The sequence below is a fragment of the Natribaculum luteum genome, assembly GCF_023008545.1.
GTDB classification, from domain to species: domain Archaea; phylum Halobacteriota; class Halobacteria; order Halobacteriales; family Natrialbaceae; genus Natribaculum; species Natribaculum luteum.
In genome coordinates, this window is the sequence record NZ_CP095397.1 from 343,330 (window position 1) to 366,767 (window position 23,438).

27 protein-coding genes, 1 tRNA gene and 1 pseudogene are annotated in these 23,438 nt (G+C 66.3%); 19 read left to right on the top strand and 10 right to left on the bottom strand.

The window, feature by feature from the left end:
- Positions 1-46: 46 nt before the first annotated feature.
- The 6 genes from MU558_RS01845 to mnhG are packed head-to-tail and all read left to right on the top strand — an operon-like array spanning position 47 to position 3,643.
- Entirely contained in the window at positions 47-511 is a 465-nt protein-coding gene (locus MU558_RS01845; RefSeq protein WP_246971459.1) for an MnhB domain-containing protein, read from the top strand.
- On the top strand, positions 508-861 hold the full coding sequence (locus tag MU558_RS01850; protein ID WP_246971461.1) for a sodium:proton antiporter: 354 nt from the start codon (positions 508-510) through the stop codon (positions 859-861). Before MU558_RS01845 ends, MU558_RS01850 begins: the two co-directional genes overlap by 4 nt.
- Positions 862-881: 20 nt before the next feature.
- Entirely contained in the window at positions 882-2,441 is a 1,560-nt protein-coding gene (locus MU558_RS01855) for a complex I subunit 5 family protein (RefSeq protein ID WP_246975071.1), read from the top strand.
- Entirely contained in the window at positions 2,438-3,007 is a 570-nt protein-coding gene (locus tag MU558_RS01860) for a Na+/H+ antiporter subunit E (RefSeq protein WP_246971463.1), read from the top strand. The genes MU558_RS01855 and MU558_RS01860 overlap by 4 nt, the downstream gene beginning before the upstream one ends.
- On the top strand, positions 3,000-3,290 hold the full coding sequence (locus MU558_RS01865) for an MrpF/PhaF family protein (protein WP_246971465.1): 291 nt from the start codon (positions 3,000-3,002) through the stop codon (positions 3,288-3,290). Before MU558_RS01860 ends, MU558_RS01865 begins: the two co-directional genes overlap by 8 nt.
- Positions 3,287-3,643: a monovalent cation/H(+) antiporter subunit G gene (mnhG, locus tag MU558_RS01870; RefSeq protein ID WP_246971467.1), complete on the top strand. Its 357-nt coding sequence runs from the start codon at positions 3,287-3,289 to the stop codon at positions 3,641-3,643. Before MU558_RS01865 ends, mnhG begins: the two co-directional genes overlap by 4 nt.
- Positions 3,644-3,730: 87 nt before the next feature.
- Here the strand turns inward: mnhG and MU558_RS01875 are convergent, their stop codons facing one another.
- The 4 genes from MU558_RS01875 to MU558_RS01890 all read right to left on the bottom strand — a co-directional run bounded on the left by MU558_RS01875 (position 3,731) and on the right by MU558_RS01890 (position 7,933).
- Entirely contained in the window at positions 3,731-4,831 is a 1,101-nt protein-coding gene (locus MU558_RS01875) for a class I SAM-dependent methyltransferase (protein ID WP_246971470.1), read from the bottom strand.
- Between the two features lie 131 nt (positions 4,832-4,962).
- Positions 4,963-5,409, bottom strand: a complete 447-nt coding sequence (locus MU558_RS01880; protein ID WP_246971473.1) for an SHOCT domain-containing protein — start codon at positions 5,407-5,409, stop codon at positions 4,963-4,965.
- 115 nt (positions 5,410-5,524) lie between these two features.
- Positions 5,525-7,546: a DHH family phosphoesterase gene (locus tag MU558_RS01885; protein WP_246971475.1), complete on the bottom strand. Its 2,022-nt coding sequence runs from the start codon at positions 7,544-7,546 to the stop codon at positions 5,525-5,527.
- Positions 7,547-7,669: 123 nt separating this feature from the next.
- Positions 7,670-7,933 carry a hypothetical protein gene (locus MU558_RS01890; RefSeq protein WP_246971477.1) on the bottom strand — a complete coding sequence of 88 codons (264 nt, stop codon included), beginning with the start codon at positions 7,931-7,933 and terminating at the stop codon, positions 7,670-7,672.
- 366 nt (positions 7,934-8,299) lie between these two features.
- Here MU558_RS01890 and MU558_RS01895 point away from each other — a divergent pair, with 366 nt between their 5' ends.
- From MU558_RS01895 to MU558_RS01905, 3 genes are all read left to right on the top strand, one after another.
- Positions 8,300-9,037 carry a metal-dependent hydrolase gene (locus MU558_RS01895; protein WP_246971480.1) on the top strand — a complete coding sequence of 246 codons (738 nt, stop codon included), beginning with the start codon at positions 8,300-8,302 and terminating at the stop codon, positions 9,035-9,037.
- A 75-nt stretch (positions 9,038-9,112) separates the two neighbouring features.
- Positions 9,113-9,508, top strand: coding sequence for an OsmC family protein (locus MU558_RS01900; protein ID WP_246971482.1), 396 nt, complete (start codon positions 9,113-9,115; stop codon positions 9,506-9,508).
- 74 nt (positions 9,509-9,582) lie between these two features.
- Positions 9,583-10,041 carry a DUF5799 family protein gene (locus MU558_RS01905; protein WP_246971483.1) on the top strand — a complete coding sequence of 153 codons (459 nt, stop codon included), beginning with the start codon at positions 9,583-9,585 and terminating at the stop codon, positions 10,039-10,041.
- A 91-nt stretch (positions 10,042-10,132) separates the two neighbouring features.
- Here the strand turns inward: MU558_RS01905 and MU558_RS01910 are convergent, their stop codons facing one another.
- Complete coding sequence (locus MU558_RS01910) at positions 10,133-10,276, bottom strand: DUF7557 family protein (protein ID WP_246971485.1); 144 nt, start codon at positions 10,274-10,276, stop codon at positions 10,133-10,135.
- A 101-nt stretch (positions 10,277-10,377) separates the two neighbouring features.
- On the opposite strand from MU558_RS01910, the gene MU558_RS01915 reads away from it, so the two are divergent.
- Positions 10,378-10,668, top strand: a complete 291-nt coding sequence (locus MU558_RS01915) for a DUF7545 family protein (RefSeq protein ID WP_246971487.1) — start codon at positions 10,378-10,380, stop codon at positions 10,666-10,668.
- A gap of 28 nt (positions 10,669-10,696) precedes the next feature.
- Here the strand turns inward: MU558_RS01915 and MU558_RS01920 are convergent, their stop codons facing one another.
- Positions 10,697-14,131: a DUF7282 domain-containing protein gene (locus MU558_RS01920; RefSeq protein WP_246971489.1), complete on the bottom strand. Its 3,435-nt coding sequence runs from the start codon at positions 14,129-14,131 to the stop codon at positions 10,697-10,699.
- 510 nt (positions 14,132-14,641) lie between these two features.
- Between MU558_RS01920 and MU558_RS01925 the strand changes: the two genes are divergently transcribed.
- The 5 genes from MU558_RS01925 to ddfA all read left to right on the top strand — a co-directional run bounded on the left by MU558_RS01925 (position 14,642) and on the right by ddfA (position 17,791).
- A complete protein-coding gene (locus tag MU558_RS01925; RefSeq protein WP_246971491.1) occupies positions 14,642-15,226 on the top strand; it encodes a biotin transporter BioY in 585 nt (194 codons plus the stop codon).
- A gap of 37 nt (positions 15,227-15,263) precedes the next feature.
- Positions 15,264-15,980 carry an energy-coupling factor ABC transporter ATP-binding protein gene (locus tag MU558_RS01930; protein WP_246971493.1) on the top strand — a complete coding sequence of 239 codons (717 nt, stop codon included), beginning with the start codon at positions 15,264-15,266 and terminating at the stop codon, positions 15,978-15,980.
- A complete protein-coding gene (locus tag MU558_RS01935; protein ID WP_246971494.1) occupies positions 15,974-16,678 on the top strand; it encodes an energy-coupling factor transporter transmembrane component T family protein in 705 nt (234 codons plus the stop codon). Before MU558_RS01930 ends, MU558_RS01935 begins: the two co-directional genes overlap by 7 nt.
- A gap of 59 nt (positions 16,679-16,737) precedes the next feature.
- Complete coding sequence (locus MU558_RS01940) at positions 16,738-17,397, top strand: helix-turn-helix domain-containing protein (protein ID WP_246971495.1); 660 nt, start codon at positions 16,738-16,740, stop codon at positions 17,395-17,397.
- A gap of 64 nt (positions 17,398-17,461) precedes the next feature.
- Entirely contained in the window at positions 17,462-17,791 is a 330-nt protein-coding gene (ddfA, locus tag MU558_RS01945; protein ID WP_246971496.1) for a DdfA family disk-determining factor, read from the top strand.
- Positions 17,792-17,994: 203 nt separating this feature from the next.
- Here the strand turns inward: ddfA and MU558_RS01950 are convergent.
- A tRNA-Thr gene (locus MU558_RS01950) sits at positions 17,995-18,068 on the bottom strand.
- 119 nt (positions 18,069-18,187) lie between these two features.
- Positions 18,188-19,168, bottom strand: a complete 981-nt coding sequence (locus MU558_RS01955) for a class I SAM-dependent methyltransferase (RefSeq protein WP_246971497.1) — start codon at positions 19,166-19,168, stop codon at positions 18,188-18,190.
- A 156-nt stretch (positions 19,169-19,324) separates the two neighbouring features.
- Here MU558_RS01955 and dps point away from each other — a divergent pair, with 156 nt between their 5' ends.
- Positions 19,325-19,987, top strand: coding sequence for a DNA protection during starvation protein (gene dps / locus MU558_RS01960; RefSeq protein ID WP_246971498.1), 663 nt, complete (start codon positions 19,325-19,327; stop codon positions 19,985-19,987).
- Positions 19,988-20,048: 61 nt separating this feature from the next.
- Here dps and MU558_RS01965 read toward each other — a convergent pair whose 3' ends face one another.
- A complete protein-coding gene (locus MU558_RS01965) occupies positions 20,049-20,981 on the bottom strand; it encodes a hypothetical protein (RefSeq protein WP_246971500.1) in 933 nt (310 codons plus the stop codon).
- 102 nt (positions 20,982-21,083) lie between these two features.
- On the opposite strand from MU558_RS01965, the pseudogene MU558_RS23495 reads away from it, so the two are divergent.
- The 3 genes and pseudogenes from MU558_RS23495 to dph5 all read left to right on the top strand — a co-directional run.
- A pseudogene (locus MU558_RS23495) lies at positions 21,084-21,308 on the top strand (DUF8162 family protein); the annotation flags it as partial.
- Positions 21,233-21,523 (top strand): DUF8162 family protein, encoded by a 291-nt coding sequence (locus MU558_RS23500; RefSeq protein ID WP_486642002.1) that lies wholly within the window; start codon positions 21,233-21,235, stop codon positions 21,521-21,523. The pseudogene MU558_RS23495 and the gene MU558_RS23500, both read left to right, overlap by 76 nt.
- 44 nt (positions 21,524-21,567) lie before the next feature.
- Positions 21,568-22,356 (top strand): diphthine synthase, encoded by a 789-nt coding sequence (dph5, locus tag MU558_RS01970; RefSeq protein WP_246971502.1) that lies wholly within the window; start codon positions 21,568-21,570, stop codon positions 22,354-22,356.
- 11 nt (positions 22,357-22,367) lie between these two features.
- Here dph5 and MU558_RS01975 read toward each other — a convergent pair whose 3' ends face one another.
- Positions 22,368-23,432, bottom strand: coding sequence for an alpha/beta hydrolase (locus MU558_RS01975; protein WP_246971505.1), 1,065 nt, complete (start codon positions 23,430-23,432; stop codon positions 22,368-22,370).
- Positions 23,433-23,438: the final 6 nt, after the last annotated feature.

Consider the following 23,438-nt stretch of genomic DNA (forward strand, 5'->3'; position numbering starts at 1 on the left):
CCCAAAAGCGATCCGTTGATGACGGTCGCCGCCGGAGGTGGCAGCCGTGACGACTGTCATCATGCGGACGACCGCTCGAGCGATCGTTCCGATCATCCTGGTCGTCTCGATCTCGCTTTTCATCGAAGGACACAACCTCCCCGGCGGCGGGTTCATCGGCGGCGTCCTCACCACGACGGCGTTCGCGATCATCTACGTCACCTTCGGCCTGGACTTCCTCGAGCGGGGCGTGTTCGGGCGCGACCCCGACGCCGAACTACGGCCCACTCGAGAACGCATCGTCGACGTCTATCGGCGAGTGTTCGCCGTCGGCCTCGCCATCGCGGTCGCGAGCGGACTGGTACCGCTCGCGCTCGGCTACCCCTTCCTCAGTCAGTCGTTCGTCGTCCTCGAAGGAGTGCCACTCTACGACCACCTCGAGGTGGCGAGCGCGCTCGCGTTCGACTTCGGCGTCTACTGCGTCGTCGTCGGCGGCCTGCTGACGATCCTCTCGGTGGTGGGTGCCGAATGACGGCGTTCGTTCTCGCGGTCGCCGTCGGCGCGCTGTTCGCGCTCGGCACGTTCCTGATCCTCCAGCGCGAACTGATCCGCGTCGTCTGGGGACTGGTAATCGTCAGCCAGGCGGCGAACGTCTACCTGCTGGCGATGGGCGAGATCGTCCCGGGGTCGTTCGAGTCGGTCCCCGTCCTCGCGGGTCACGGCGAACCCGGATCGGGAACGACCGATCCACTGGTGCAGGCGCTCGTGTTGACGGCCATCGTCATCGGCTTCGGCATGACCGCGTTCGCACTCGTGTTGAGCTACCGGGTCTACGAGGAACACGATACGCTCGACGTCACGAAACTGGGTGATCGCGAGTGACCGGCGTCGTCGTCGCCCCGATGCTCGTCGCCCTCCTCACGGCCGTGGTGACGCTGTTGCTCCGTCAGCGGGTTCGCGCTCGAGTTGTCGTCAGCGTCGCGGGCGGACTCGGGTACGCGCTCGCGGTCGCGGCGCTTTGCTGGCAGGTCGTCCTCGCGCCGGACGCGCCGGGAATCGCGACCTACCAGGTCGGCGACTGGCCGGCACCGTACGGCATCACGCTCGTCGCCGACGGGCTGTCGGCGTTCATGCTGGCGATGGTCGCCACGGTCGCGGCGGCGGCGACCGTCTTCTCGGCGCGGTACGTTCCGTCGTCCGAGCGGCGGACGTTCTACCATCCGCTGTTTCACTTCCTGTTGCTCGGCGTCACCGGGTCGTTTCTCACCGGCGACCTGTTCAACCTGTTCGTCTGGTTCGAGGTGATGTTGATGACCAGTTACGTCTTCGTCGCCTTCTACGGCGGCCCCCTCCACACGCGCGCAGCGTTCTGGTACGTCTCGCTCAACCTCGTGGCGAGTGCCGTCTTCTTGCTCGCGGTCGGGGGTCTCTACGCGACGGTCGGCACGCTCAACATGGCCGACATGGCGCGGCGACTGGCCGAGCCAGCGGCCTACGGCATCGACACCCGTCCGACAGTCGGACTGCTGGCGCTGTTGCTCTCCGTGTTCGCGCTCAAGGCAGGGCTCGTCCCGTTCCAGTTCTGGATCCCGACGGCCTACCGGGCGGCACCGCCGCCGGTGACCGCGCTCCTCGCCGCCGCGAGCAAGAAGGTCGGCATCTACGCGATCGTCCGGGTCTCGTTTACGGTGTTCGCCGACGCGGCCGTCGTCGTCCGACTCCCGGGGATCGAACCCACGACGCCACTCGCGTTCGTCGGGGCCGTACTGTTCGTCATGGCCACCGGCAGCATCCTCGTCGGCGGCCTCGGCGCGATCGACCGCGACTCCCTCGAGGGCGTCCTCGCGTACTCGAGCATCGGGCAGGTCGGCTTTATCGCCGTTCCAGTCGCGGTCGCGGCGACGACGACGGCACCCGGGCTCCGCCGGTTCGCGATCCTCGCAGCGCTGGTGTACGCGCTCAACCACTCGCTGGCCAAGGGGCTGCTGTTTCTCGCGGCCGGGACGGTCAGACACGCGACCGGAACGATCCGATTCGACGGGTTAGGTGGGCTGGCCAGGCACTTTCCCACCCTCTCCGGGACGTTCCTGCTCGGTGCGCTCTCGCTCGTCGGCATCCCGCCACTGTCGGGGTTCTTCGGCAAGTTCCTCGTGTTCGACGCCGCGGTTCGGGCGGACGCGTCGGCCGTGATCGCGCTCTTGCTCGTCGGATCGCTGCTGACGATCGCCTACGCGACGCGGGCGTGGAACCGCGGCTTCTGGGGTGCCCGCTCGCCGACTGTCGAAGACGCCACGATCGACCCGGTACAGGTGGCCGTCCTCGTCGCCCTCGCGACCGTGATCCTCGCGGTCGGCGTCGGGTTCGACCCGATCTACCGGTTCGCGGACGCCGCCGCCGGGGCCGCACTCGACGCGGAGACCTACGTCGACGCCGTCGCGCCGCGGGGAGGTGAGAGCGGATGAACGTCCGAACCTGGCCGATCGCGGGGATCGTCTTCGCCGTGCTGTGGGTGTTCGTCCGCGGCATCGAACTGTCGCCGGCCGCGATCGTCGGCCAGTTCCTCGCCGGTCTCGTCGTCGGCCTGCCGGTCGCGTTCGTCTTCCGGCGACTGTACGTAAAGCGCGTGGACCTCCGGCAAACTGTCCATGGACTCCCCTTCGTCGGCCTGTACTTTCTGGCGTTTACCTACGAGGTCGTCCGCGCGAACGTCGACGTCGCCTACCGCGTCCTCGCCCCCGGGACGCAGATCGATCCGGAGGTCATCGCGATCCCGCTTCGCGTCGAGACCGACCTCGCGATCACCACCCTCGCGAACAGCATCACGATCACGCCAGGAACGGTCACGCTGGACCACGAACCCGACGCGAACGAACTGTACGTCCACGTCATCGACGGTACCGACCTCGAGTCGACCGTCGAACCGATCCACCGATGGGAAGACTACGCACTCGAGATATTCGACGAACGGCTGTCCCCGGACGATCCGCCGGGCGAGATCCGCAGCACTGGAGAGGAGACCGATGACTGAGGCCACACCCGCCTTCCTCGAGACGACGATCAACGCGGCGCTGATCCTCGTCAGCGGGCTCTGTGTCCTCTGTGGCTACCGCGTCATCCGGGGGCCGACGATCCCGGATCGAGTGGTCGCACTGGACGCCATCGCGACCAACGTGGTCGCGATCGCCACGCTGTTTGCCCTCCTGACGGGGCGCGGGCTGTTTATCACCGTCAGTCTCGTACTCGCGATCATCGGCTTCATCGCGACGGTCGCCGTCGCGAAGTACATCATCGAGGGAGAGGTGATCGAATGATCCGCGCCGCAGTAATCGCCGCGCTCGTCGTCGTCGGCACGTTCTTCCTGACCGTCGGGACGATCGGCCTGCTCCGGTTCCCGAACGTCTACAACCGCATGCACGCGACGAGCAAGCCGACGACGCTCGGGACGGCCGCGATCTTCCTGGCCGGCTTCGTCGAGTTCGGTCCCGGCAGCGAAGGGCTCACCGCGCTCGTCGGGATCGCCTTCCTCTTTCTGACCGTCCCGTCGGGTGCACACATGATCGCCCGGTCGGCCGAGCAGGTCGGCGTCCCCTTCCTGGGCAGCGTGACCTGGCCGGGCGAGTCGTCGGCGGCAATCGTCGATGACGAACCCGAAGCCGACGACTGATACGGTCTGCTGTCCCGCTTTGCCGCAGCGACCGCCCGACGGGACGCGGTCGCTGCGGGACGGACGTACAGCGGTCCGTACGAGTGCTCATGCACTCGCCGCGTGGAGCCGGTAGAACCGGAAGAAGAAGTTCTCGATCGGCAACACCTCGACCGCCGAGAACCCGGCGTCGGTCGCGTACCTCTCGAGCGTCCCCGGCCGCATGACAGTTCCGGTACCCACACCCGGTTCGTCTGCCATACCGACCGGCAGACAGTGAAGCACGCTGAAGCCGTACAGGAGCGGTTCGACGTCGTTGCCCGCCGGCGTGAACGTCTCGCCGGCGCGTTCGTCGACGACCAGGACGGCTCCGTCCTCGCCTGCGAGTCGGCGCATCGTCTCGAGAACGCCGACGGGATCCGAGAGGTCGTGGACGCACTCGAATGCCATCACGAGGTCGTACTCGCCGTCGGCGTCGACGTCGGCCGCGTCGCGGTGAGTGACGGTGACGCGGTCCTCGAGTCTCCGGGCGGAGACGTGGTCGGCCGCCCGCTCGACCGACGCCTCGTCGAGGTCGAAGCCGTCGACGACGGTCTCGGGGTAGTGTTCGGCGACCCCGATGCTCGACCAGCCGTGACCGCAGCCGACGTCCGCGACCCGTCCGCCCTCGCACAGACGCGCGTCGACGTCGGGGATGCTCGCCAGCCACTCGGGACCGAGCTGGCTGAGAAAGGCTGGCCGGTTCAGCGCCGCGATCCCCTCGTGGGTGACGTCGCCGTAGGCCGAAAACGGGACGCCGCCGCCGGTTCGGAACGCGTCGATCACGTCCTCGAGCGGGAGCCCCACCCCCGCGATGAGCGTCGCGAGCGGGGTGAAGTAGTTCAGGCTGTCGGGGTCACAGAACACCTCGACGTAACTTTCCGGGAGCGCGTACCGCCTGTCGGCCGGCTCGTCGCCAGCGTTCTCGACCGTCAGCACGCCCGTGACCGTCTGGTGTTCGAGCCACTCGCGGGCGTAGCGCTCGTGTGTGTCCGTCGCGTCGGCCAGTTCCGTCGAGGTGTGTGGCCCGGCCGCCAGCGCGTCGTAGTAGCCCAGCCGATCCCCGACGTGGATACCGAAGAGCGCCATTGCGCTGCCGGCAGCCTCGAGCAGCGACTCGAGCAGCGCGTCGGTTCGTTCCGGGTCGACCCGTTCGTGAGCTGTTCCCATGGAGATCGAGAGGACGGCGAAAGCGCTATAGTCACCTGCCGAGCGGGGGTTCGCCCGACGAATCGCATCTCACCCCGTGAGACGGATCGCACCGACCGCCACTTTCCAGTCCGCTCGCCAGCGCCCCTCGACTACTCCCGGTCGAACGCCGGTTCGCGGCCGTCCTCGCCACCCTGGTCGCGCTCCCGCCGTCCGTGCCACTCGGACGTCTCCTCGAGCGTCTCCGTCTCGAGCAGTCGCTCGAGTTTGCGTTCGAACTGCTCGTCGGTCAGTTCGCCACGTGCGTAGCGATCGCGGAGGGTCTCGAGTGCGTCGCGGTCGTCCGCGGCTGCCCGGTCGCTGGTCGTCGCGTCCGCGGTGGCGTCCTCGCTCGACCGGTCGTCGTGCCGCTCGCGTCGATCCGTCTCGTCGTCGAACAGGATGGCGACGAGCGGCACGACGACGACGTAGCCGACGAGCAACGCGGCGAACCACCACGACTGGTCGGTGACCATCGCCGCGAGCCAGATTCCAGTGACGAGTATCGAGACGATCTCGGTCGCGTTCTCCCGAATTCGTTCCCGAACGCCGTCGTCCATACGCCACAGTGCAAACGCACGACAGAAAGCTGTTTCTCGTCCTCGACGATCGCGTCTTCGAAATCGACAGCGCAGCCGCTACTCGAGATAGCGGGCGGGAGAACTGGCGTGGCTCTTACGCGAGCGTGTCGCCGAGTGCGTCGAGTGCGGCGTCGCGAACCGCACCGCGTTCGCCAGAGAGGAATTCGACGTAGCCGTCGTGGCCGCCGACGACGCGGACGCCGGCGTCGGGGACGGTCTCGGCGATCGTCTCGCCAAGTTCGCGGACGTCGACGGTCGTGGTCGCGCGAACGTGGAGTTCGTCCTCGTCGAGGCCGAGCGTGACGAACCGGTCGTCCTCGCGGTCGCGCCGGTGGAGTTCGTCGAGCAGTAACTCCGTCGGCGGGAAGTCAAAGCGGTGGGTGAACGCCGCCGTGTCGAGGACGGCGACCGTGACGTCGCCGACCGACCGGGTCTCGAGGTTCTCGCGTGCGGTCTCGAGTTCGGTCTCGAGTTTGTCGCGGAACTGTTCGGAGACGTGTGCGGCGAGGCCGCTGGCGCCGTCGAACAGCAGGTCGACGACGAGTTCGCGCTTGTCCTTGTACGACTGGTAGTAGGCCTCGAGCGCGACGGCTTCGCGGCGCTCGGAGATGTCGGTCTCGTCGTAGCCTGCCTCGGCCGCGATCTCGGTGTAGGCGTCCGGCACGCCCTCCCAGTAACTGACCGCGGGGAGGTGCGTGAGGTCCTCGCGCACGTCGTCGTTGACGTGGGCGGCGACGTTCGCCGCAAGCGCCGTGGACGTGACGTCGTCGCCGTCGACGTCGCCGAGCGTCGGGTTGACAGCCACGGACACCTCGCCGGCGATCTCCGCGTCGGCGTGGCTGTCGTCGATCACCAGCCGCTTCGCGCCGTAGAGCTCGAGGAGGTCGTAGCCGTCTGTCGACTCGGCCGTCGAGCCGGCGTCGACCAGCACGACCAGCGGGAGCTGTTCGCCGTGTCGATCTCGCGCCTCGAGCATCGACGTGACGTCGCCCGTGGCGGCGTCCATGTCGTAGACCCGTCCGTCGAGCGGCCGTCGCTCGAAGTAGTGGTACTCGGCGTCGTCGCGGGTGTGTTTCTCGCGGATCAGCGGCAGGACGGCGCGTTCGATGGCCGCACCGGCGACGTAGCCGTCGGCGGTCGCACTGTGGCGGACGACGATCGGACGCGCTTCCATGACCGCACGACGGATCGTCGTCGCCGCCTCGAGGAGGTCGTCCTCGACCGCGGCGACGGCGTCGTGGTCGGCAAAGAGGTCGACCGCCTCCGGACGCGCCTCCTGCTGGATGGCGTCCTCGAGTCGCTGCTCGACTTCCGTTCGGTCGTCGCCCTCGAGAATCTCGAGGGTCTCCGTCTCGACCTGCAGACTGCCGTGGCGGCGCTCGACTTCGCCCTCGAGTGCGACGACGTCGTCGACGTCGACTGCGGGGTAGGCACGAACGCCTGCCTCCTCGAAGGCGGCACACTCGACGGCACCCGTCTCGTCGCTGAGTTCGAACACTGTCGGGCCGCTGGTCTGGCGGACGCCGGTGATTTCGCCCTCGAGGCGGACGACGCTCCCGACCTGGTCGTCGAGCGAACCGACGCTCGTCGGCTTGAGCGGGGATTCGGGCTCTTCGACCTCCATCGTCGGGGTGGCCGGTTCGCTCTCGTCGGCCGTCGTCCCGCTGCCGTTGGTCACGGCGTCGGTCTCGTCGCCCGCATCGGCGGTCGACTCGTCCGGTTCGCTCGACTCGTCCTCGCCTGGCATACGTTCGCCACCGGGGGCGTCGATCAGCGTCCCGCGGAACTCGCGGTCTGCCTGTCGAATCGACCAGCCGAGGTCGACGTTGCCGTTGTCTCTGACGTCGAGTACCTGTACGTAGACGGTGTCACCCGGCTCCCAGTCTAGGCTCTCGAGCCGGCGATCGAGTTCGCTTCGGTGCAGCAGTCCCGTGACGTGGTCGCCCAGGTCGACGAAGACGCCGAAATCGGCGTAACCATCGACAGTACCCCGGTAGTAGCGACCGGGGGTGAGTTGCGAGGGGGAGTCGCCTTCGAACTCGAAGACGGCGTCCTCCTCGTGGGTCTCACAGACGAGCCCGTCGACGGGCTTGCCGCAGATGATACAGTTGCCCATCTATTCGGCACAAGCAGTTTCGTCCTAAAACGGTTGTCGAATCGCGCTCGTCACGGCTGCCGACGAACACGACCGTCCATCACGCCGATAGAATTCGAGAATCTCGGCAGCTGACGACCGAAGTCACTCGAAAACCGGCGAATCGTCCTCGAGCGCCTCGACGTCGCGGACGATTTTCCGCACGTCTTCGGGAAACAGCGACACCTGCAGTTCGTTCCCCTCGTCGTCCTCGAAGACGAGTTTGACCCGCTTGTCGCCGAACTCGCGAGCCTGTGCGCGTTCGACGTCGAACAGTTTGACCGTCGCAGACTTGTTCGTCGGTCCGACGTTCTTGATCGACCCCTCTTTCAGTTCAACCATGAACTCCTCGAGTTCCAGCGCAAGCATAGTCGTCGTACGCGTACGATGTCCAGGTAAAAAACGACACGTCATCGCCGCATCCCTGTGGCCGCGTCGGGCGTGGCCGTGTTGGCCGGGTGGTGTGTCATCGTTCGTGCGGCCAGTCGTCCTGTCGGCTGGACGAGAACCGGAGAACGCTCGATCGCACGCGAGCAGTCGTCAGCGGGGTCGACGGCCACCCAGGCGCGGTCGAGGTGCGGATCGCTTCGTCCAGCAGTACGTCATTGCTACCTCGACATCATAAAAGTCAGTGATCGTACATTCGCGTTCCGTCTCTCGATTCCACCACAGGCGAGAGAGGAAAAGTCGCCTGCGATCAATTTTAAGTTCGTAACGGACGAAGGTGACGACGTCATGCAACTCACCTGGCACGGCCACTCGACGTGGCACGTCACCGTCGGCGACACGGAACTGCTGATCGACCCGTTCTTCGACAACCCGAAGACGGACCTCGAGCCGTCGGACGTGGAGACGCCGGACTACGTGCTGTTGACCCACGGCCACGCCGACCACATCGCCCACGCGGGTGAGTTCTCGGACGCGACGCTCGTGGCAACGCCGGAACTCGTCTCCTACGCCCAGGAGGAGTTCGGCTTCGAGGACGCCGTCGGGGGGATGGGGATGAACCTCGGCGGCACCGTCGAGTGTGGCGACGCCTACGTGACGATGCACCGGGCCGACCACACCAACGGCATCATGACCGAAAACGACCGGAGCGCCGGGATGCCCGCTGGCTTCGTCGTCTCGGATACGAAGCCGACCCAGAGCGCAGACGAGGAGAGCGAGACGTTCTACCACGCTGGCGACACCGGACTCATGACCGAGATGCGCGACGTCATCGCGCCCTTCTTGGAGCCCGATGCCGCTGCCGTCCCGATCGGCGACCACTTCACCATGGGTCCCTGGCAGGCCGCCGTCGCCGTCGACTGGCTCGACGTCGACCACGCCTTCCCGATGCACTACGACACCTTCCCGCCGATCGAACAGGACCCCGAGGACTTCGCCCGCGAGGTCAGGGCGACGGGTAGCGACGCCGAGGTCCACGCCCTCGAGGCCGACGAACCGTTCGATCTCGGCGAGCGACTTCCCTGACCGGCCCCGCCAGCCATTTCGACGAACGTGTCGTGGACAACGTTTACGACACCAGCCGTCGTCCGTTTTCTTGCCATGTCGAAAGACGTCACCACCATCTCCGAGGAGGGGTTCAGTGCGACCAACGAGATTCGCGAGTTCGAGACCGAGATCGACGCGACTGCCGAGGACGCCCCGGACACGCTCGAGGCCCTGCTCGCGGCCTACGGCTCCTGTTACGTCCCCGCGCTCCGCGTCGGCGGCCAGCAACGCGACGTCGAGGACCTCGGGCGCATCGAGATCGACGTCTCGGGCGACCTCAACGACGACGACAAACTCGAGTCGATCAGTTTCGACATTCGCGTCGAGGAGGACGTCGACGACGAGAAGGGAGAGGCGATCATCGAGCGCGCGTTCGAACTCTGTAAAGTCCACGACGCGCTGAAAGACAGCCTCCACGCCGACGCGTCGTTCGAGGGGGGCGCGTTCTAACGCCCTTCGGTCGAACGGACGACGAAACGTTCTCGAGGGGAAACCCTATACCTTCACCGACCCAACCGGTGGCCATGACCGAGGACTCGTGGACCGACAGGATCGTCGGCGAACGGATGACCGTCGATCAGGAGTTCTCCTCGCGGATCGCCGGCTCTCGATTCACGAGCCAGGAGTGGAGTCTCATCATGACTGCCACCGAGTTCGAGATCGAACATCCCGAGGACCCCGATCGAGCGAGAATCGTCGCCAACACGGAAAAAATCGAGCAGATCCTGCCCGAACTCGAGAACGTCCGCTCGCAGGTCGGGGCGATGGGCGGTGCGACGCCGGACCAGAACTCCGGGTCTGGCGGCGGTATCGTCGACTCGATCAAGGGCGCACTCGGGATGGGCGGTGGCGGCGGCGATTCCTACGAGGCCGAACGCGAGGCGGCCGAGACGCTCACCCAGGAGTACGCCGAACAGCTACAGTCACACCTCGAGTCCAACGGCCGGTGGGACTCGATTCGCGACTCCGTCGCCGACGAGTAGCGCCTCGACTCATACTGTCTGTCGTGGCTGGTCCCGGTGCAACCGCACGACGGTTCTCGAGTGCATCGGTACTGACACACGACAGTCGTTATCAGTCGCCTGCATGGAACATCGTGTACTCGCTGGCTTCGTAGATGTTGATGAGTTCACGGACGAGTTCGTCGTACGACTCGTCTTCGACGCGCAGCGCGTCGAGACGCTCGATCGTCTCCTCGTCGAGTTCGACCGTAGGCATAGCAAGTGAACGAATGCCGCGAACGATCATAAATGCCGACGGCTAGTGCCGGTGAACCCACTGTCGCCACACCTTTACGTGCGCCCGCCGTCCGGGGAGGTATGTCAGACGACGTCGAGACGATCACGTTCACGATCGAGTCCGAAAACGGCGACGAAGACGACGTAACGCTCCCGGCCGGACTGGTCGAGCTGGTCGCCGAAGGCGGGCAGTCGCCGACCGAAACCGTCGGCGACATCGCGTTGCTCTCCTTTGCCAGTCGCGCACACCACATCGTTCACCACGGCGAGGAAGCCGACGCGGAACTCGAGGCACAGGAAGCGCGCGTGATGGACCTGTTCGAGGAGCGTTTTGGCGTTACGTTCGGCGAAGCCACCGGCCACCAGCACTGAGACGGTCTAGAGAACGGGTCGCGAGCGACTAGCCAGCAACTCCGTTGCTCTGATTCTCCGAGTCTGGCGACTCCTGCCCCTCGAGTGGCGCGACCTCGCCGGCGGTCGGCGTCGCGACGGTCGCCGGCTCGTCGTAGCCGTGACTCGAGAGGTCGACCTCCCAGACGAGGCGTTCGTCGTCGCTCTCGGGCGTCCACTCGACGGTGAACGTCGACGTACCCGACGCGAGTTCTTCCGGCGGTTCGTCGGCGGTCGTCCCCTCGACGAACGCGCTCTGGGCGACGATCGGGTTCTCGTTCGGGTTCTCGTAGCCGAAGGTGACGTCGATGCCGTCGTCGGTCGGCGTCGTCTCCTCGACGGTCAGTTCCGGCCGGATCGGTCGCACGTCCTCGAGACAGTCCTCGGCGTCTGGGTTGTCGATCGCCTGTTCGAACTCGCCCTGGTCGTCTGCGAGGGCGATCGACGCGAGGATCGACGAGCGGTCGTTTTCGGCCGGGTACGCGCCCCGATCTTCGATCTGGACGACTCTCGTGTCGTCGTCTTCGAACGCCCGCTCCTCGGGACCGATCCGCACGATCGTCGTTCCGTTTCCGTCGGCGAGCTGCTCCCACGGAACCTGTGGCGTCGCGGTCTCCTCGTCGAGGCCGTCGGTCGCGTAGAACTGCTGGGTGTACTCGATTGCGTCGACCTCGCCGCTGATCTCGACGGCCGTACAGTTCAGGAACTCGACCTCTGGTTCGGCCGGTTCTGCCTCGTCGCCGTCGGCTTCGACCGGTTCGTCCGGCGTTTCGGGTTCGGCCGGTTCGACGGTGACCACCGCGTCGTCAGCGACCGCCGTCTCGTCGTCCTCGAGATACGGTTCGTCTGCGTCGCCATCGGTTTCGGCGTAGCCGAACGACTCGTCCTCGTCGGTGTCGCGGTGGGCGACCGCCAGCAGCGTGTGCTCTCCTTCCTCGAGCGACTCCTCGTCGAACTCGAGGCCGGGCACGTCGAAGAGGTCGACGGTCACGTTCTCGGTCTCGCCGGCCTCGAGGGCGTCGGAGACGCCGATCACGCTCTCGGGCTCGAGGTCGTCGACGGTCAGGTCGTCGACGTCTCCAACCTCGAGCGCGTCCGCGTCGTAGACCGCGACGAAGCCGCCGTCGGGAGCCTCGACCGAGTCGACGGTGACGTTCGTCCCGTTCGACGTCTGGTCCGTGAACGTGACGTTCGCCACCGGCGTCGGCTCCTCGAGTTCGACCGCGTACTCGATCGTCTCGTTCGCGAGTACCGCGTCGTCCTCGGCGGCGCGAACTTCGACGTCGACGGTCGCGTTCTCCTCGAGTGGTGGCTCTAGCTCGATCGAGGCGTTCTCGAGGGCCTCGTCCGCCTCGATCGAGTCGGTCTCGACGGTCACGTCGTCGTAGCTCGCGGTGAGGTAGTAGTCGACGGAGGCACTCGCCTCGTCGACGGTGAGCGTCGTTCCGTTACCCGTCTGATCGGCGACGGAGAGCGTCGCTTCGGGCGTCGGCTCCTCGAGTTCGACCGTGTACTCGATCGTCTCGCTTGCGAGCACCGCGTCGTCCTCGGCGGCGCGGACCTCGACGTCGACGGTCGCGTCCTCCTCGAGCGGTGGCTCCAACTCGAGCGTGGCGTTCTCGGCGGTCTCGTCCGCGTCGAAGTCGTCGCTCGTTGCTGTCTCGTCGTCGTAGCTCACGGCGAGGTAGTAGTCGACGGAGGCGCTCGCCTCGTCGACCGTGAGCGTCGTCCCGTCGCCCGTCTGGCCGGCGACGGAGAGCGTCGCTTCGGGTTCTGGTGGTGCCTCCTCGTCTCCTTCGTCTTCTCCTTCGTCGTCCGCTTCGTCGACCGGTTCGTCTGCAGGTTCTTCCTCGTCCTCCTCGAGACGCTCCTCGACGTCTTCGGCGGCGACCGAGACGAGTTCGTCCGCGTCTTCGATGTCCTGCTCGGCGGCGGTAGTGGCGGTGTCCGTGGCTGTCGTCTCGGCGATCTCCTGTAGTTGCGTCACGCTCACCTCCTGGGTCTGGATCTGTTCGCCGACGGCGAGACAGGTCCCGCTCGCCGCCGCCTGAATCTGTTCGGCCGTCGCCTCCTGGGCCTGCGAGAGCGCGCCCGCCGACGCACCCTCGGCGAGGACCTGCACCTGAACGACGCTGACGATCTGGACCTGGGTGACGGCACCCTGGCCAGCACCGCGGGCCGCCGCCTGGATCTGCTCGATGTCGACCACCTGGTTCTGGACCGCCGACGAGACCGCTCCTGCCGCGGCACCCGTTGCGGCGGACTGGACCTGCGTGATCGACACCTCCTGGCGCTGGACGAGGACGCCACCGGCGCTCCCCTCGGCTGCCGCCTGGATCTGCTCGACCGTCGCCTCCTGGCTCTGGGAGATCGACCCCTTCGCCGCCCCGAACGACGCTTCCTGGATCTGCGTGATCGAAATTCGCTGTACCTGTTCGATTTCGACGCGCTGGATCTGCTCGAGCGAGCCCTTGCCGGCACCGCGTGCGGCCGCCTGCGTCTGCTCGACGCTCACCTCCTGGCGCTGGACGAGCGCGCCGCGAGCGGCACCCATCGCAGCCTGCTGGACCTGCTTGATCGTCACCCGCTGGACTTGCTCGACGTCGACGCGCTGTTCCTGGACGGCCCCCACGAGCGCGCCCGCCGACGCGCCCGCTGCGGCCGACTGGACGTGCTCGAGCGTGACCTGCTGGCGCTGTTCGACCGTGACGTTCTGGTACTGCTCGATGACGCCGTAGGCCGCGCCCTGTGCGGCCTCCCGGATCGTGCCGGCCTTCCCGACGTCGTTCTCGCCGGCTTCGCGTGTGGCTCCCGCCGCAGCGCCTCGCGTCGCGACCTGTAGCTGGTCGACCGTCGCCCGCTGTTTCTGTGCGATCGCGCCGTGAGCGGCACCCCAGGTCGCACTCTGCATCTGGGTCGCGTTGGCCGTCTGGTTCTGCGCGAGTGCGCCGTCGGTCGCACCGCCGACGACCGCCTGCACCTGCTCGACGTCGACCTGCTGGTCCTGGACCAGCGCGCCGTGGACCGCGCCAGCCGTCGCCTGCTGGACCTGCTCGACGTCGGCCTCCTGGTGCTGGGAGACCGACTCGAGCGCCCCGTCGATCGCCGCCGCTCGCTGCTCCTGGGTCACCTCGACGCCCTGTGACTGGACGATCTCGATCCCCTCGTCGACGCCTTCCTCGACGGCGTCTTCCTGTTCTTGCTGTAGCTGTGCATGCTGTGACTGCTGTCGTTGTGCGCCCGCCCCAGCCGTCGACCGGACCGCCGCCTGTCCGCTTCCTGCTGCCATCGGTGCCGACCCGCTTGCCGCCTCGAGTGGCGCGTCGCCGCCACGGCGCTCGAGTCCGGACTCCTCGGCCCCTGCTGCGAGCACGGGAGCGACGACGGCACTCGAGACCATGCCCGTCGCGACGACGACTGTCACTACGAGTGCGACGCGATTCATGCTCGCCCCCGCCCATTCCGCCGAGTCGAATACGCTGTAACGACTGCCATATGTCTCCCTTGGCGGGACGATTCGACGTATAAGCGCCCCGGTCGTTTCAGTTAGAGCGGGGACACAATTGCCGGTTGCAGACCGAACGGCGCGGCGAACGGTACGTTTCGAACTCGCAGACTCGCCGACTGCAGTGTGACGACGTGCGTCCTCGAGGGCTGGTGTCGTCACGTCGTCTACGTCACACGCCGGATAGACGGGTGACATGAAGCGGCCCATTGGGGCCTGCGTACGCCACAGACGGGCCGGGAAGCGACGACTGATACGGACCGTTGTACGTCCGTCCCGCAGCGACCGCGTCCCGTCGGGCGATCGCTGCGAAACGTCGGTACAGCAGACCGTATGACCGGTAGTATATCGGATAGCGTGGTGACAGGACTGCTCTCCCCGGTACGACGACAGATGACCAACCCTGCCGTAAACCAAAGCACTAACTTTGGTTTACGACACACACCGGGTATGGCAACGGAACGTAATTCGGTCGAACTCGTCGATGCCGACACCGTGGGGTTGTTCGCCCGCGCGGCGCTGCTGGCGGCGTTGATGGGTGCAGCCTCGTACGTGTCGATTCCACTCCCGTTCTCACCCGTCCCGGTGACGCTGCAGGTGCTCGTCGTCTACCTCGCCGGGCTGTATCTCGGGCCACTCTGGGGCGGCGCGTCGGTCGGACTGTTCCTCGCTGCCGGCGCGGTCGGCGCACCGGTGTTCGCAGAGGGCAAAGCCGGAGTCGGCGTGCTGGTCGGATACACCGGTGGCTACCTCCTGGGGTACCTGCTCGGCGCAGTGCTGGTCGGGCTGTTCGTCCACCGCAGTCTCGACCGCCTCCGGGACCCCGCCGAGACGTCCCTGCCGGTGCTCGTCGGGAGCCTCGTCGCCGCGCTCGTGCTCATCTACGCACTCGGCGTCGTCTGGTTTGCGCACGTACAACAAGTCGAACTCGCGGCGGCGATCGGTGTCGCCATCGTCCCCTTCATCCCCGGCGATATCCTCAAAATCGTCACCGCGATCGCCATCGCCAAACGCGGCGTGATCGATCCGGTATGATCGCGTCGGGCCGTCGAGACGGGCGTCGGTGGTGGCGATGATCGAGTTCCGATCCGTCTCGTTCGCCTTCGACGACGTCCCCGTCCTCGAGGACGTCTCGCTGTCGATCGCCGACGGCGAGTTCGTCGTCCTCGCGGGTGCCAACGGGAGCGGCAAGAGCACGCTCCTGCGACACTGCAACGCTCTGCTGACGCCCGACGAGGGCGAGGTGCTCGTCGACGGCGTCTCCGCCGAGGCAGATCCCGTCGCCGCCCGGACGAGCGTCGGCATGGTGTTCCAGCACCCCCGAGACCAGTTCGTCGCGGCGACCATCGGTGCCGACATCGCCTTCGGCCCCGAGAACCTCGGTCTCGAGCGCGCGGAAATCGACCGCCGGGTGGCCTCCGCACTCGACGCCGTGAACCTGTCGGGACGGGAAACCGAGCGCATCGACGCGCTCTCTGGTGGCGAGCAGTCCCGCGTCGCGATCGCGGGCGCGCTCGCGATGGAACCGACCCACCTCGTCCTCGACGAACCGTTCACCGGCCTCGACGAACCCGCCCGGCAGTCCGTCCTCGAGCGACTCGAGGACCTCGCGGCCGACGGCACCGGCGTCGTCGTCGCGACCCACGACCTGCGCGACGTCCTCGCGCTCGCGGATCGCGTGATCGCCATGGCCGACGGTCGACTCGTCGTCGACGAGCCGCCCGAGAACGCACTCGAGGCACTCGAGTCGGTCAGCGTCCGCATCCCTCGCTCTCGCTCTCGATGCTGACCTACGAACCCGACGAGACGGTCGCCCACCGGCTCGATCCCCGATCCAAACTGGCCGTCCAGATGGGGTTCGCCGTCGCCGCGCTGGCGCGCATCTCGCCACGGGCGCTGCTCGCACTGTCCGTCGTCGCCGCGATCGCGTTGCTGGTCGCTCGCGTCTCGCTCGCGCGCGCGCTGTATGCCTACCGGTTTGCGCTCGTCGTCCTCGCGGCCGCGCCGGTCGTCTCCACGGTCACGCTCGGCTCGCCGTGGATCGACCCCGCGGCAGCCGTCACCCCCGCGCTGGCGAGCTACCGCGTGCTGTTGATCCTGCTCGTCAGCGCGGCGTACGTCCGCTCGACGCCAGTTCGCGACTCGCGGGCTGCCATCCAGCAGACGATCCCTGGAAAAGCGGGCCAGCTACTCGGCACCGGCGTCGCGCTCGTCTTCCGGTTCCTCCCGGTATTACTCGCAGACGTACGGACGATCCGCGAGGCAGTCGCTGCCCGACTCGGCGACGAACGCGGCCCGGTCGAGCGAGCCAGTCGGCTGGGAATCCTCGGCCTCTCGCGAGCGTTCGCTCGAGCGGATCGGCTCTCGCTGGCCCTGCAGGCGAGGTGTTTCTCGTGGAACCCGACACTCCCCGCACTGGCGTTCTCGCGGCTCGACGCACCGGTTCTCGTGATCGCGGCCGGGCTGACAGTGTCGCCGCTGCTGTGAGTCGGCCTGTCCCGGGGAGGTTTTTTAGCCCGTCGAGGAGAAGTCACCTCGATGACTCGATGAGTCTCATCGCAGAGTTCGAACTGACCAATCCGATCCTCCTGGACACCAGACGCACCGTCCCCGACATCGACGTTCAGGTCGAGGATGAACAGCTCTCGCTGGACGATCTCCCGAAACTGGTGTTCTGGGCCAGTGGCGACACCGACGACCTGGAGCAGTTCGAGCGCCTGCTGCCGTCCGACCCGACCATCGAGGAGTACGAACGTCTCGCCGACCTCGGCGGGCGACGGCTCTACCGCATCTCGCTCACGGAGGCGGGGCGCGTCGGAATGACCTACTCGAAAGCGGTCGAACTCGACATCACCTTTCTCAAGATCTGGGGCTCGGGCGAAACCCTGCGGTACCGCGCTCAGGTCCCGTCACGAGAAGCGCTATTTGCCTACCGGGACGTGTGTCGGGAACGGAACCTCTCCTTTCGGCTCGTCAGCCTCTTCCAGGGCGAGTTCTCCGAGGCCGACGAGTTCGGCGTCACCGCCCGCCAGCGCGAAGTCCTCCTCCACGCCCTCGAGGAGGGCTACTTCGACGTTCCCCGGCAGACGACACTCGAAGAGCTCGCCGAGGATCTGGACGTGTCGGACCAGGCGCTCTCTGCGATCCTCCGCCGTGGGCAGGCGAACCTGCTCCGTCACACCCTCACCACCGACGCCCCTACTTAAAGGAGTTGGATTGCCAACTCTAGCCTCTTGCCCGTTGCAGCGGTATCTGGAGTATAGTCAAATCATGTCCGTAGAGTGCAACCAGGTACGAGAGAAGCTTGAAAACGAGAACGGAACCGAAACCGTCCACTACCGACTCGAACCGGGTGAGTCGCTGAGCGAAGCGGTCGTCGAAGCCGTCGCAGCGGCTTCGGGACGGAGCATCTTCGCGACCGACGAAGACGCAGAGCCGCTGCCGCCGCTGTACGACGTAATCGACCCGGACGCGCTCAACTCGCTTTTCAAACCAGGACGCGAGAGCGAGCAGATCGACGGCTGCGTCTCTTTCACCTACTGCAACCATCGGGTCGTCGTCGAGAGTTCCGGTTCCGTGCTGGTCAGCCCCGCCGAGTGATCACTGGCGCACTCGAGTACGTACTGTCGGACGGTTCCACGGGTTCTTCTCGATTCGGTGTTCGGATCGCTGGCACGCTCGAGAACTGGTTCGCCAGAAACGGTGTGGGTGGAGGGATTTGAACCACGGTCGGAGCGAAGCTCCTCCCTGATTCAAATCCCTCTGGCGTATTTGCTGCTCGCGAGGTTGCTCGCAGCAAAATAAGCCGGTGGAGGGATTTGAACCCTCGACCTAATCCTTACGAAGGATTCGCTCTGCCAGTCTGAGCTACACCGGCACGCGTCACCCGAGTGTGCATCGGCGTGCACTTCTACGTAGGGCAGAAACCAGCCATAAGGATTGCGAATCGTTTCGGTCGTGAGAGAGGGAAACGTGACAGTTACTCACTCGAGGCCGTCACCGCTCGAGTCGGACGTCGAGACAGACGTTCAGTTCGTGTGGCGCGTACGATCGGACGGTCCGTCGGGTCTCGACGGTCACGTCGTACTCGGGTTCGGCGGCCGCGCGGATCGCTCGCTCGCCGGGACCGAAGGGGTCGTCCTCGTGCTGGATGTCGTAGTAGTGGAGGACGCACTCGTCGTCCGCGATCGTGACGGCGGACTCGAGGAACTCGTCGGCGCTGTGGGGGAGGTTCATCACGATCCGGTCGGCCCAGCCCTCGTACTCGGGGGCGACCTCCCGGACGTCCGCGGCGATTGCAGTCACGCGGTCTTCGACCCCGTTGCGGCGGGCGTTCTCCCGGAGATACTCGATCGCGCACTCGTTGACGTCGACGCCGACGCAGTCTGCCCCGCGTTTCGCGAAGGGAATCACGAACGGACCGACGCCGGCGAACATGTCCAACGCACGCTCGCCCTCTTCCACCTGCTCGGCTACGCGGTGGCGTTCCGTAGCCAGTCGGGGCGAGAAGTACACCTCGGCGAGGTCGAGGGCGAACTCGCAGCCGTACTCGCGGTGGACCGTCTCGGTTCCCTCGCCCGCGAGCACCTCCCAGTCGCGCACCCGCGTCTCACCCTTGACCTTCGAAGCCTTGTTGAGCACCGTCTCGACGGGCAGGTCCGACTCGACGATGGCGTCGGCGATCGTTCGAGAGCGCTCGTCGTCCTCCTCGTCGACGATGACGACGTCCCCCAGCCGTTCGTAGGAGGGCTCGAATCCCAGGCGGTCGGCGGGCGTGGTCTGCGTTTCGCGCTCCGGGACCTCGCGAGAGACGACCTCGAGGGCGTCCGGGACCGCCTCGGGATCGGTCACGGGGATGTAAAGCGTACCGTCCGCGACGGTGATCTCGAACTCGTCGGCGATCAGGTCCGCGTCGGCGAGTTCCCGGCGCGTGCGCTCGCCCTCCTCGCGCGGGACCCGGACACACGGGACTTCCATACCGGTGTTCGCCGCCAGCACGCCGTAACGCTGACGCTTCGGCGGCCGCGATGCGACCACCGAGCTACGTGAACCAGAAGAAAGAATGTTCTGATCGCAAATATAATTCTCTTGCCTAAAAGAATTATATGTGGGTGTGATGTTAGAACGCGTGCAATGGCAGACAGTGACAAACCACACTCCAGTGGCAGCGTTTCTCCGGGTGACACGAGTCAGCGCGTCGGGATGGAGGTCCTCCGGGAGCGGGGACTCGAGCCGGAAGAACTCCGCGAGACGCTGATCGACGCGATCGGTGCCGAGTTCACGACGTACTACTACTATACGAACCTGCGAATGCACCTCGCGGGCAACGAAGACTACAAGGAGATCACCGAGGACGCCCGCCTCGAGGACCGGGCACACTTCGAACTCGTCGCCCCACGGGTGTACGAACTCGGCGGTGCGCTCCCGAACGACATCCGCGAGTTCGCCGACCGGGCGTCCTGTCCCGATGCCGAGGTGCCGACGCCCATGAGCGGCGAGGGCGGGTTCGACACCGAGAACCTCGACGCCGAGGGCATCCTCGAGGTGCTGCTCGAGGCCGAACGGTGTGCGATCCGCACCTGGAGCGAGGTCTGTGACATGACTCGAGACGTGGACCCGCGCACGTACGACATGGCCTCGCGTATCCTGCAAGAGGAGATCGAACACGAGGCGTGGTTTGTCGAACTCCTCTCGATGGAGCGCGACGGCGAGATCAACCCGGCCGGCCACTTCGTCCGGGGCGAACCCGGCGACGCGCCGTACTCGACGAACCGGCGGTTCAACGACAGCGCCTAATCGCGACCGGGGAGCGATCGAGCGCGAACCGAGCTTTTTCCAGGGTCGTCGAATATCGATCCTAGCCGTCTTCCTCCGGCAGGTAATGTTCCCTGTGGACGACCTCTTCGACACCGTCTTGGATCGCCGTCACGACGATCTGGTCTCCCTCGGGGTGCAGTTCCAGGACCCCTTCGGCACCCGCCCACGTCGTCGATATCCCGTCGGTCTCCTTCCGGTAGAACTCGAGTTCCATGTCGGCGATCGTCGACTCGATTCGGACGGTGTCGGCCTCGATTCCCGGCGAGTCGGTGAGGACGACCCGCGCCCACTCCGCGTCTTCGGCGAATTCGCTGTCTTTATCGTATTCCCAGTCGATTTCCGCGACGACGTCGTCGTTCTCGTCGACTATCGGCTCCTCGAAGACCTCCTCGGGATCGTCGGGCGTGTCGTCGATCGGTCCGCCGAAGAAGACCTGCCATTCGCCGTCTTCCGTCACGAGCACCAGCCGTTCGAGGTCGTCCTCCAGTACCTCTCCCTCGACGTCAACCAGGGCGATCTCCTGCGAGCCGATCTCTTCCTCGAGGTCGGTGTTCTGGAACCAGAACGCCGCGTTCTCCAGTTCGAGCACGTCCTCGACCGAGCCGTTCTCGGCCACGACTTCGGCCTCGTACTCCGGCACTTCTTCGGACTCCGTACCCTCGAACTTCCAGCCGTCTTCCTCCCACCTCTCGGGATTGAGCGGACTCTCACTGTGGACGACGTCGGCCATCGCGTCGGTATCTCCGGCAACGGACGCTTCGAAGTAAGCGTCGACCACCTCGAGCAGTTCGGCTTCATCCTCTTCGGTCGACTCGTCGGCCTCCTCGTTAGCGCGATGATCTTTGCCGTTCGACCCGTCATCTTCATCGTTCGACTCGTCGCCGTTGGTCGTCTCGTTGCTGTCGTCGAGACAGCCGGCGATTCCAGCGGTTCCCAATACGCCCAACGCGGTGAGGTACTTTCGTCGTTCCATACACCGTTCTTATTAGTATATATACATTAACCGTCAACCAGAGTTTCCGAGCGAGAAACAGATGACGAGTGGATACCGACCGTCACACCCTATCCCACGTCGATGCTCGAATACGCGTTTCTCCTGGTCAGCCCCGGACTCGTGGTCTCGGTCCTCCGGTGTCCGGTGTTGCTCTCCGGGCGTCTTCGGGCGCTCTTCCGGCGGTTGCCGCCGTCCCGTTCGACCGTCGGGGGCTACGTCGCCGTGGCGCTATCGCTACCGTTTCTCGTCGGAACGGGCCTCGTGTTTGCGTCCGTTTCGCCCGCGGACGCCGCACTGTCAAACGCGCTCGTGAACTTGGTAATGTACCTCTCGGCCGTCTACGTGGGGGGAGTGTCCCTGCTAACGGGAGTCCCCTCCAACGGGCAGGTCTCGATTGGGATCCGACCGGGTACGGCCTTCGGACGTGGGCCCCTCCCATCGGGGCGACGTTCTGGTACGTCGTCGTGTTTGCGGTTCCGCTGGTTTTCCTCGCGTCCGTCCTCGTGTCACCGACCGGCTAGGCGGGGTCGATAGCGTTATAATACGCGACGGCGCTACGCTCGCTATGCTCACCTTCATCGGCCTCGGCCTCTACGACGAACGATCGATCACCGTCGAGGGCCAGGAGGCGCTTCGTGCGGCAGACCGCGCCTACGCCGAGTTCTACACCAGCGAGTTGATCGGGACGACCGTCTCCGACCTCGAAGACCACCACGGCGTCGAGATCGAGGTCCGCGACCGCGCGGGCGTCGAACAGCACCCCGACGAGATCCTCGAGGCCGCCGAAACCGAGGACGTGGCCTTCCTCACCGCGGGCGACACGATGATCTCGACGACCCACGTCGACCTCCGACTCCGGGCCCACGAGCGCGGGATCGAGACGCGAGTGATCCACGGCGTCACCGCTCAGACGGCCACGAGTTCGCTGACCGGCCTCCAGAACTACCGCTTCGGGAAGGCGACCACCCTGCCGTTTCCCTACGCTCACGGGGCCGACGGCCTCCCCGCGAGCGTCACCGAGACGATCGAGGGGAACCGCGCTCGCGACCTGCACACCGTCGTCTACCTCGACATCAAGGTCGGCCACGAGCGAGCCGCAGAAGACGAGTACATGACCGCCGACGTCGGGGCCGAACTCCTGGCCGCGGAGTACCCCGACCTCGTCGGCGTCGCCGTCGCCCGCGCCGGTAGTCCCGACCCGCTCGTCGAGGCGGCGACGATGGCCGACCTCGCAGAACGTGACTTCGGCGACCCGCTCCATCTGCTCGTGGTTCCCGGCGAACTACACCTCCTGGAGGCCGACGCGCTGGTCGAACTCGCCGGCGCGGACCGCGAGAACCTCGAGATCGCCTGACGGGGACGCGGTCACGCCTCGAGCACGTCGTCGAGTCGCTCCCGGAACTCGTCGGGGACTTCGACGTGTGGCGAGTGGCCGACGTCCTCGAAGACGACTTCCTCGAACGTCCCGCCTTGGTCCTCGTAGGACTCGAGGACGGCACGGGTCTGGTCGACCATCGGCTGGGGCGGGAAGACGTCGTCGCCGGGCCAGTCGTCGACCTCACCCATCCGACCCAGCGTTCCGAGGTCGAAAAGCGACTCGTTGGAGACGATCACGTCGTTCGCACCGCGAATCCACAGGATCGGCGGTTTCGAATCGATCTCGACGAGATCGGACAGATCGCAGTACTTCGGCGAGATGGCGTTGTTCACGCCCGTCTCGCCGGGTGCGACGCCGGGCCAGTTCTCGCTGTCGCGTACCGACCCGGGGTAGTGCTGCTCGCCGACCGCGGTATCGAGCATCCCGGTGAGGTACGACTCCTCGCGGTCGGGATCGAACTCGTGGCTCGAGTCGACGTAGAACGACCGGAGGATGGTTCGCGGGTTCGCCTCACCCTCGTCCTCGCGGAGGCGGTGCTCAAGCCCGGTGACGAACTCCCAGTTCGCCATCCCGCCGCCCGAGCCGGCGTAGTCGGGGAAACACGCCGTCCCCTCGACGTCTTTCGTCCCGCCGAAGCCGTACGGCGACAGCGGGTTGACGAGCACGAGCGCGTCGACGGCGTCGGGGTCGGTGACCGTGTAGTCCATCGCGACGCCGCCGCCGTTCGACCAGCCGACGAGCGTGACCGGCTCATCGACGTCGAGTGCCGACAGGAGCGCCTCGAGGTCGGCAGTGAAGTCGCCGAGGCCGTTCGTCGCGTCGACCGGCTTCGTCTCGCTGTCGCCGTATCCTCGCATGTCGGGCGCGACGGCGTAGTACTCCTCGTCGAGGGCGGCCAGCGTGTCCTCCCAGAATCGCGAGGAGGAGACGTTGCCGTGCAAGAAGACGACCGGCTCGCCGTTCGGATCGCCACGCTCCAGGACGTGCGTCTCGAGGCGGTCGGTCGAAACCGTACGGGAGTCGACGCCGGAGAGCGTGTCGTCTCGGGACATGACCCG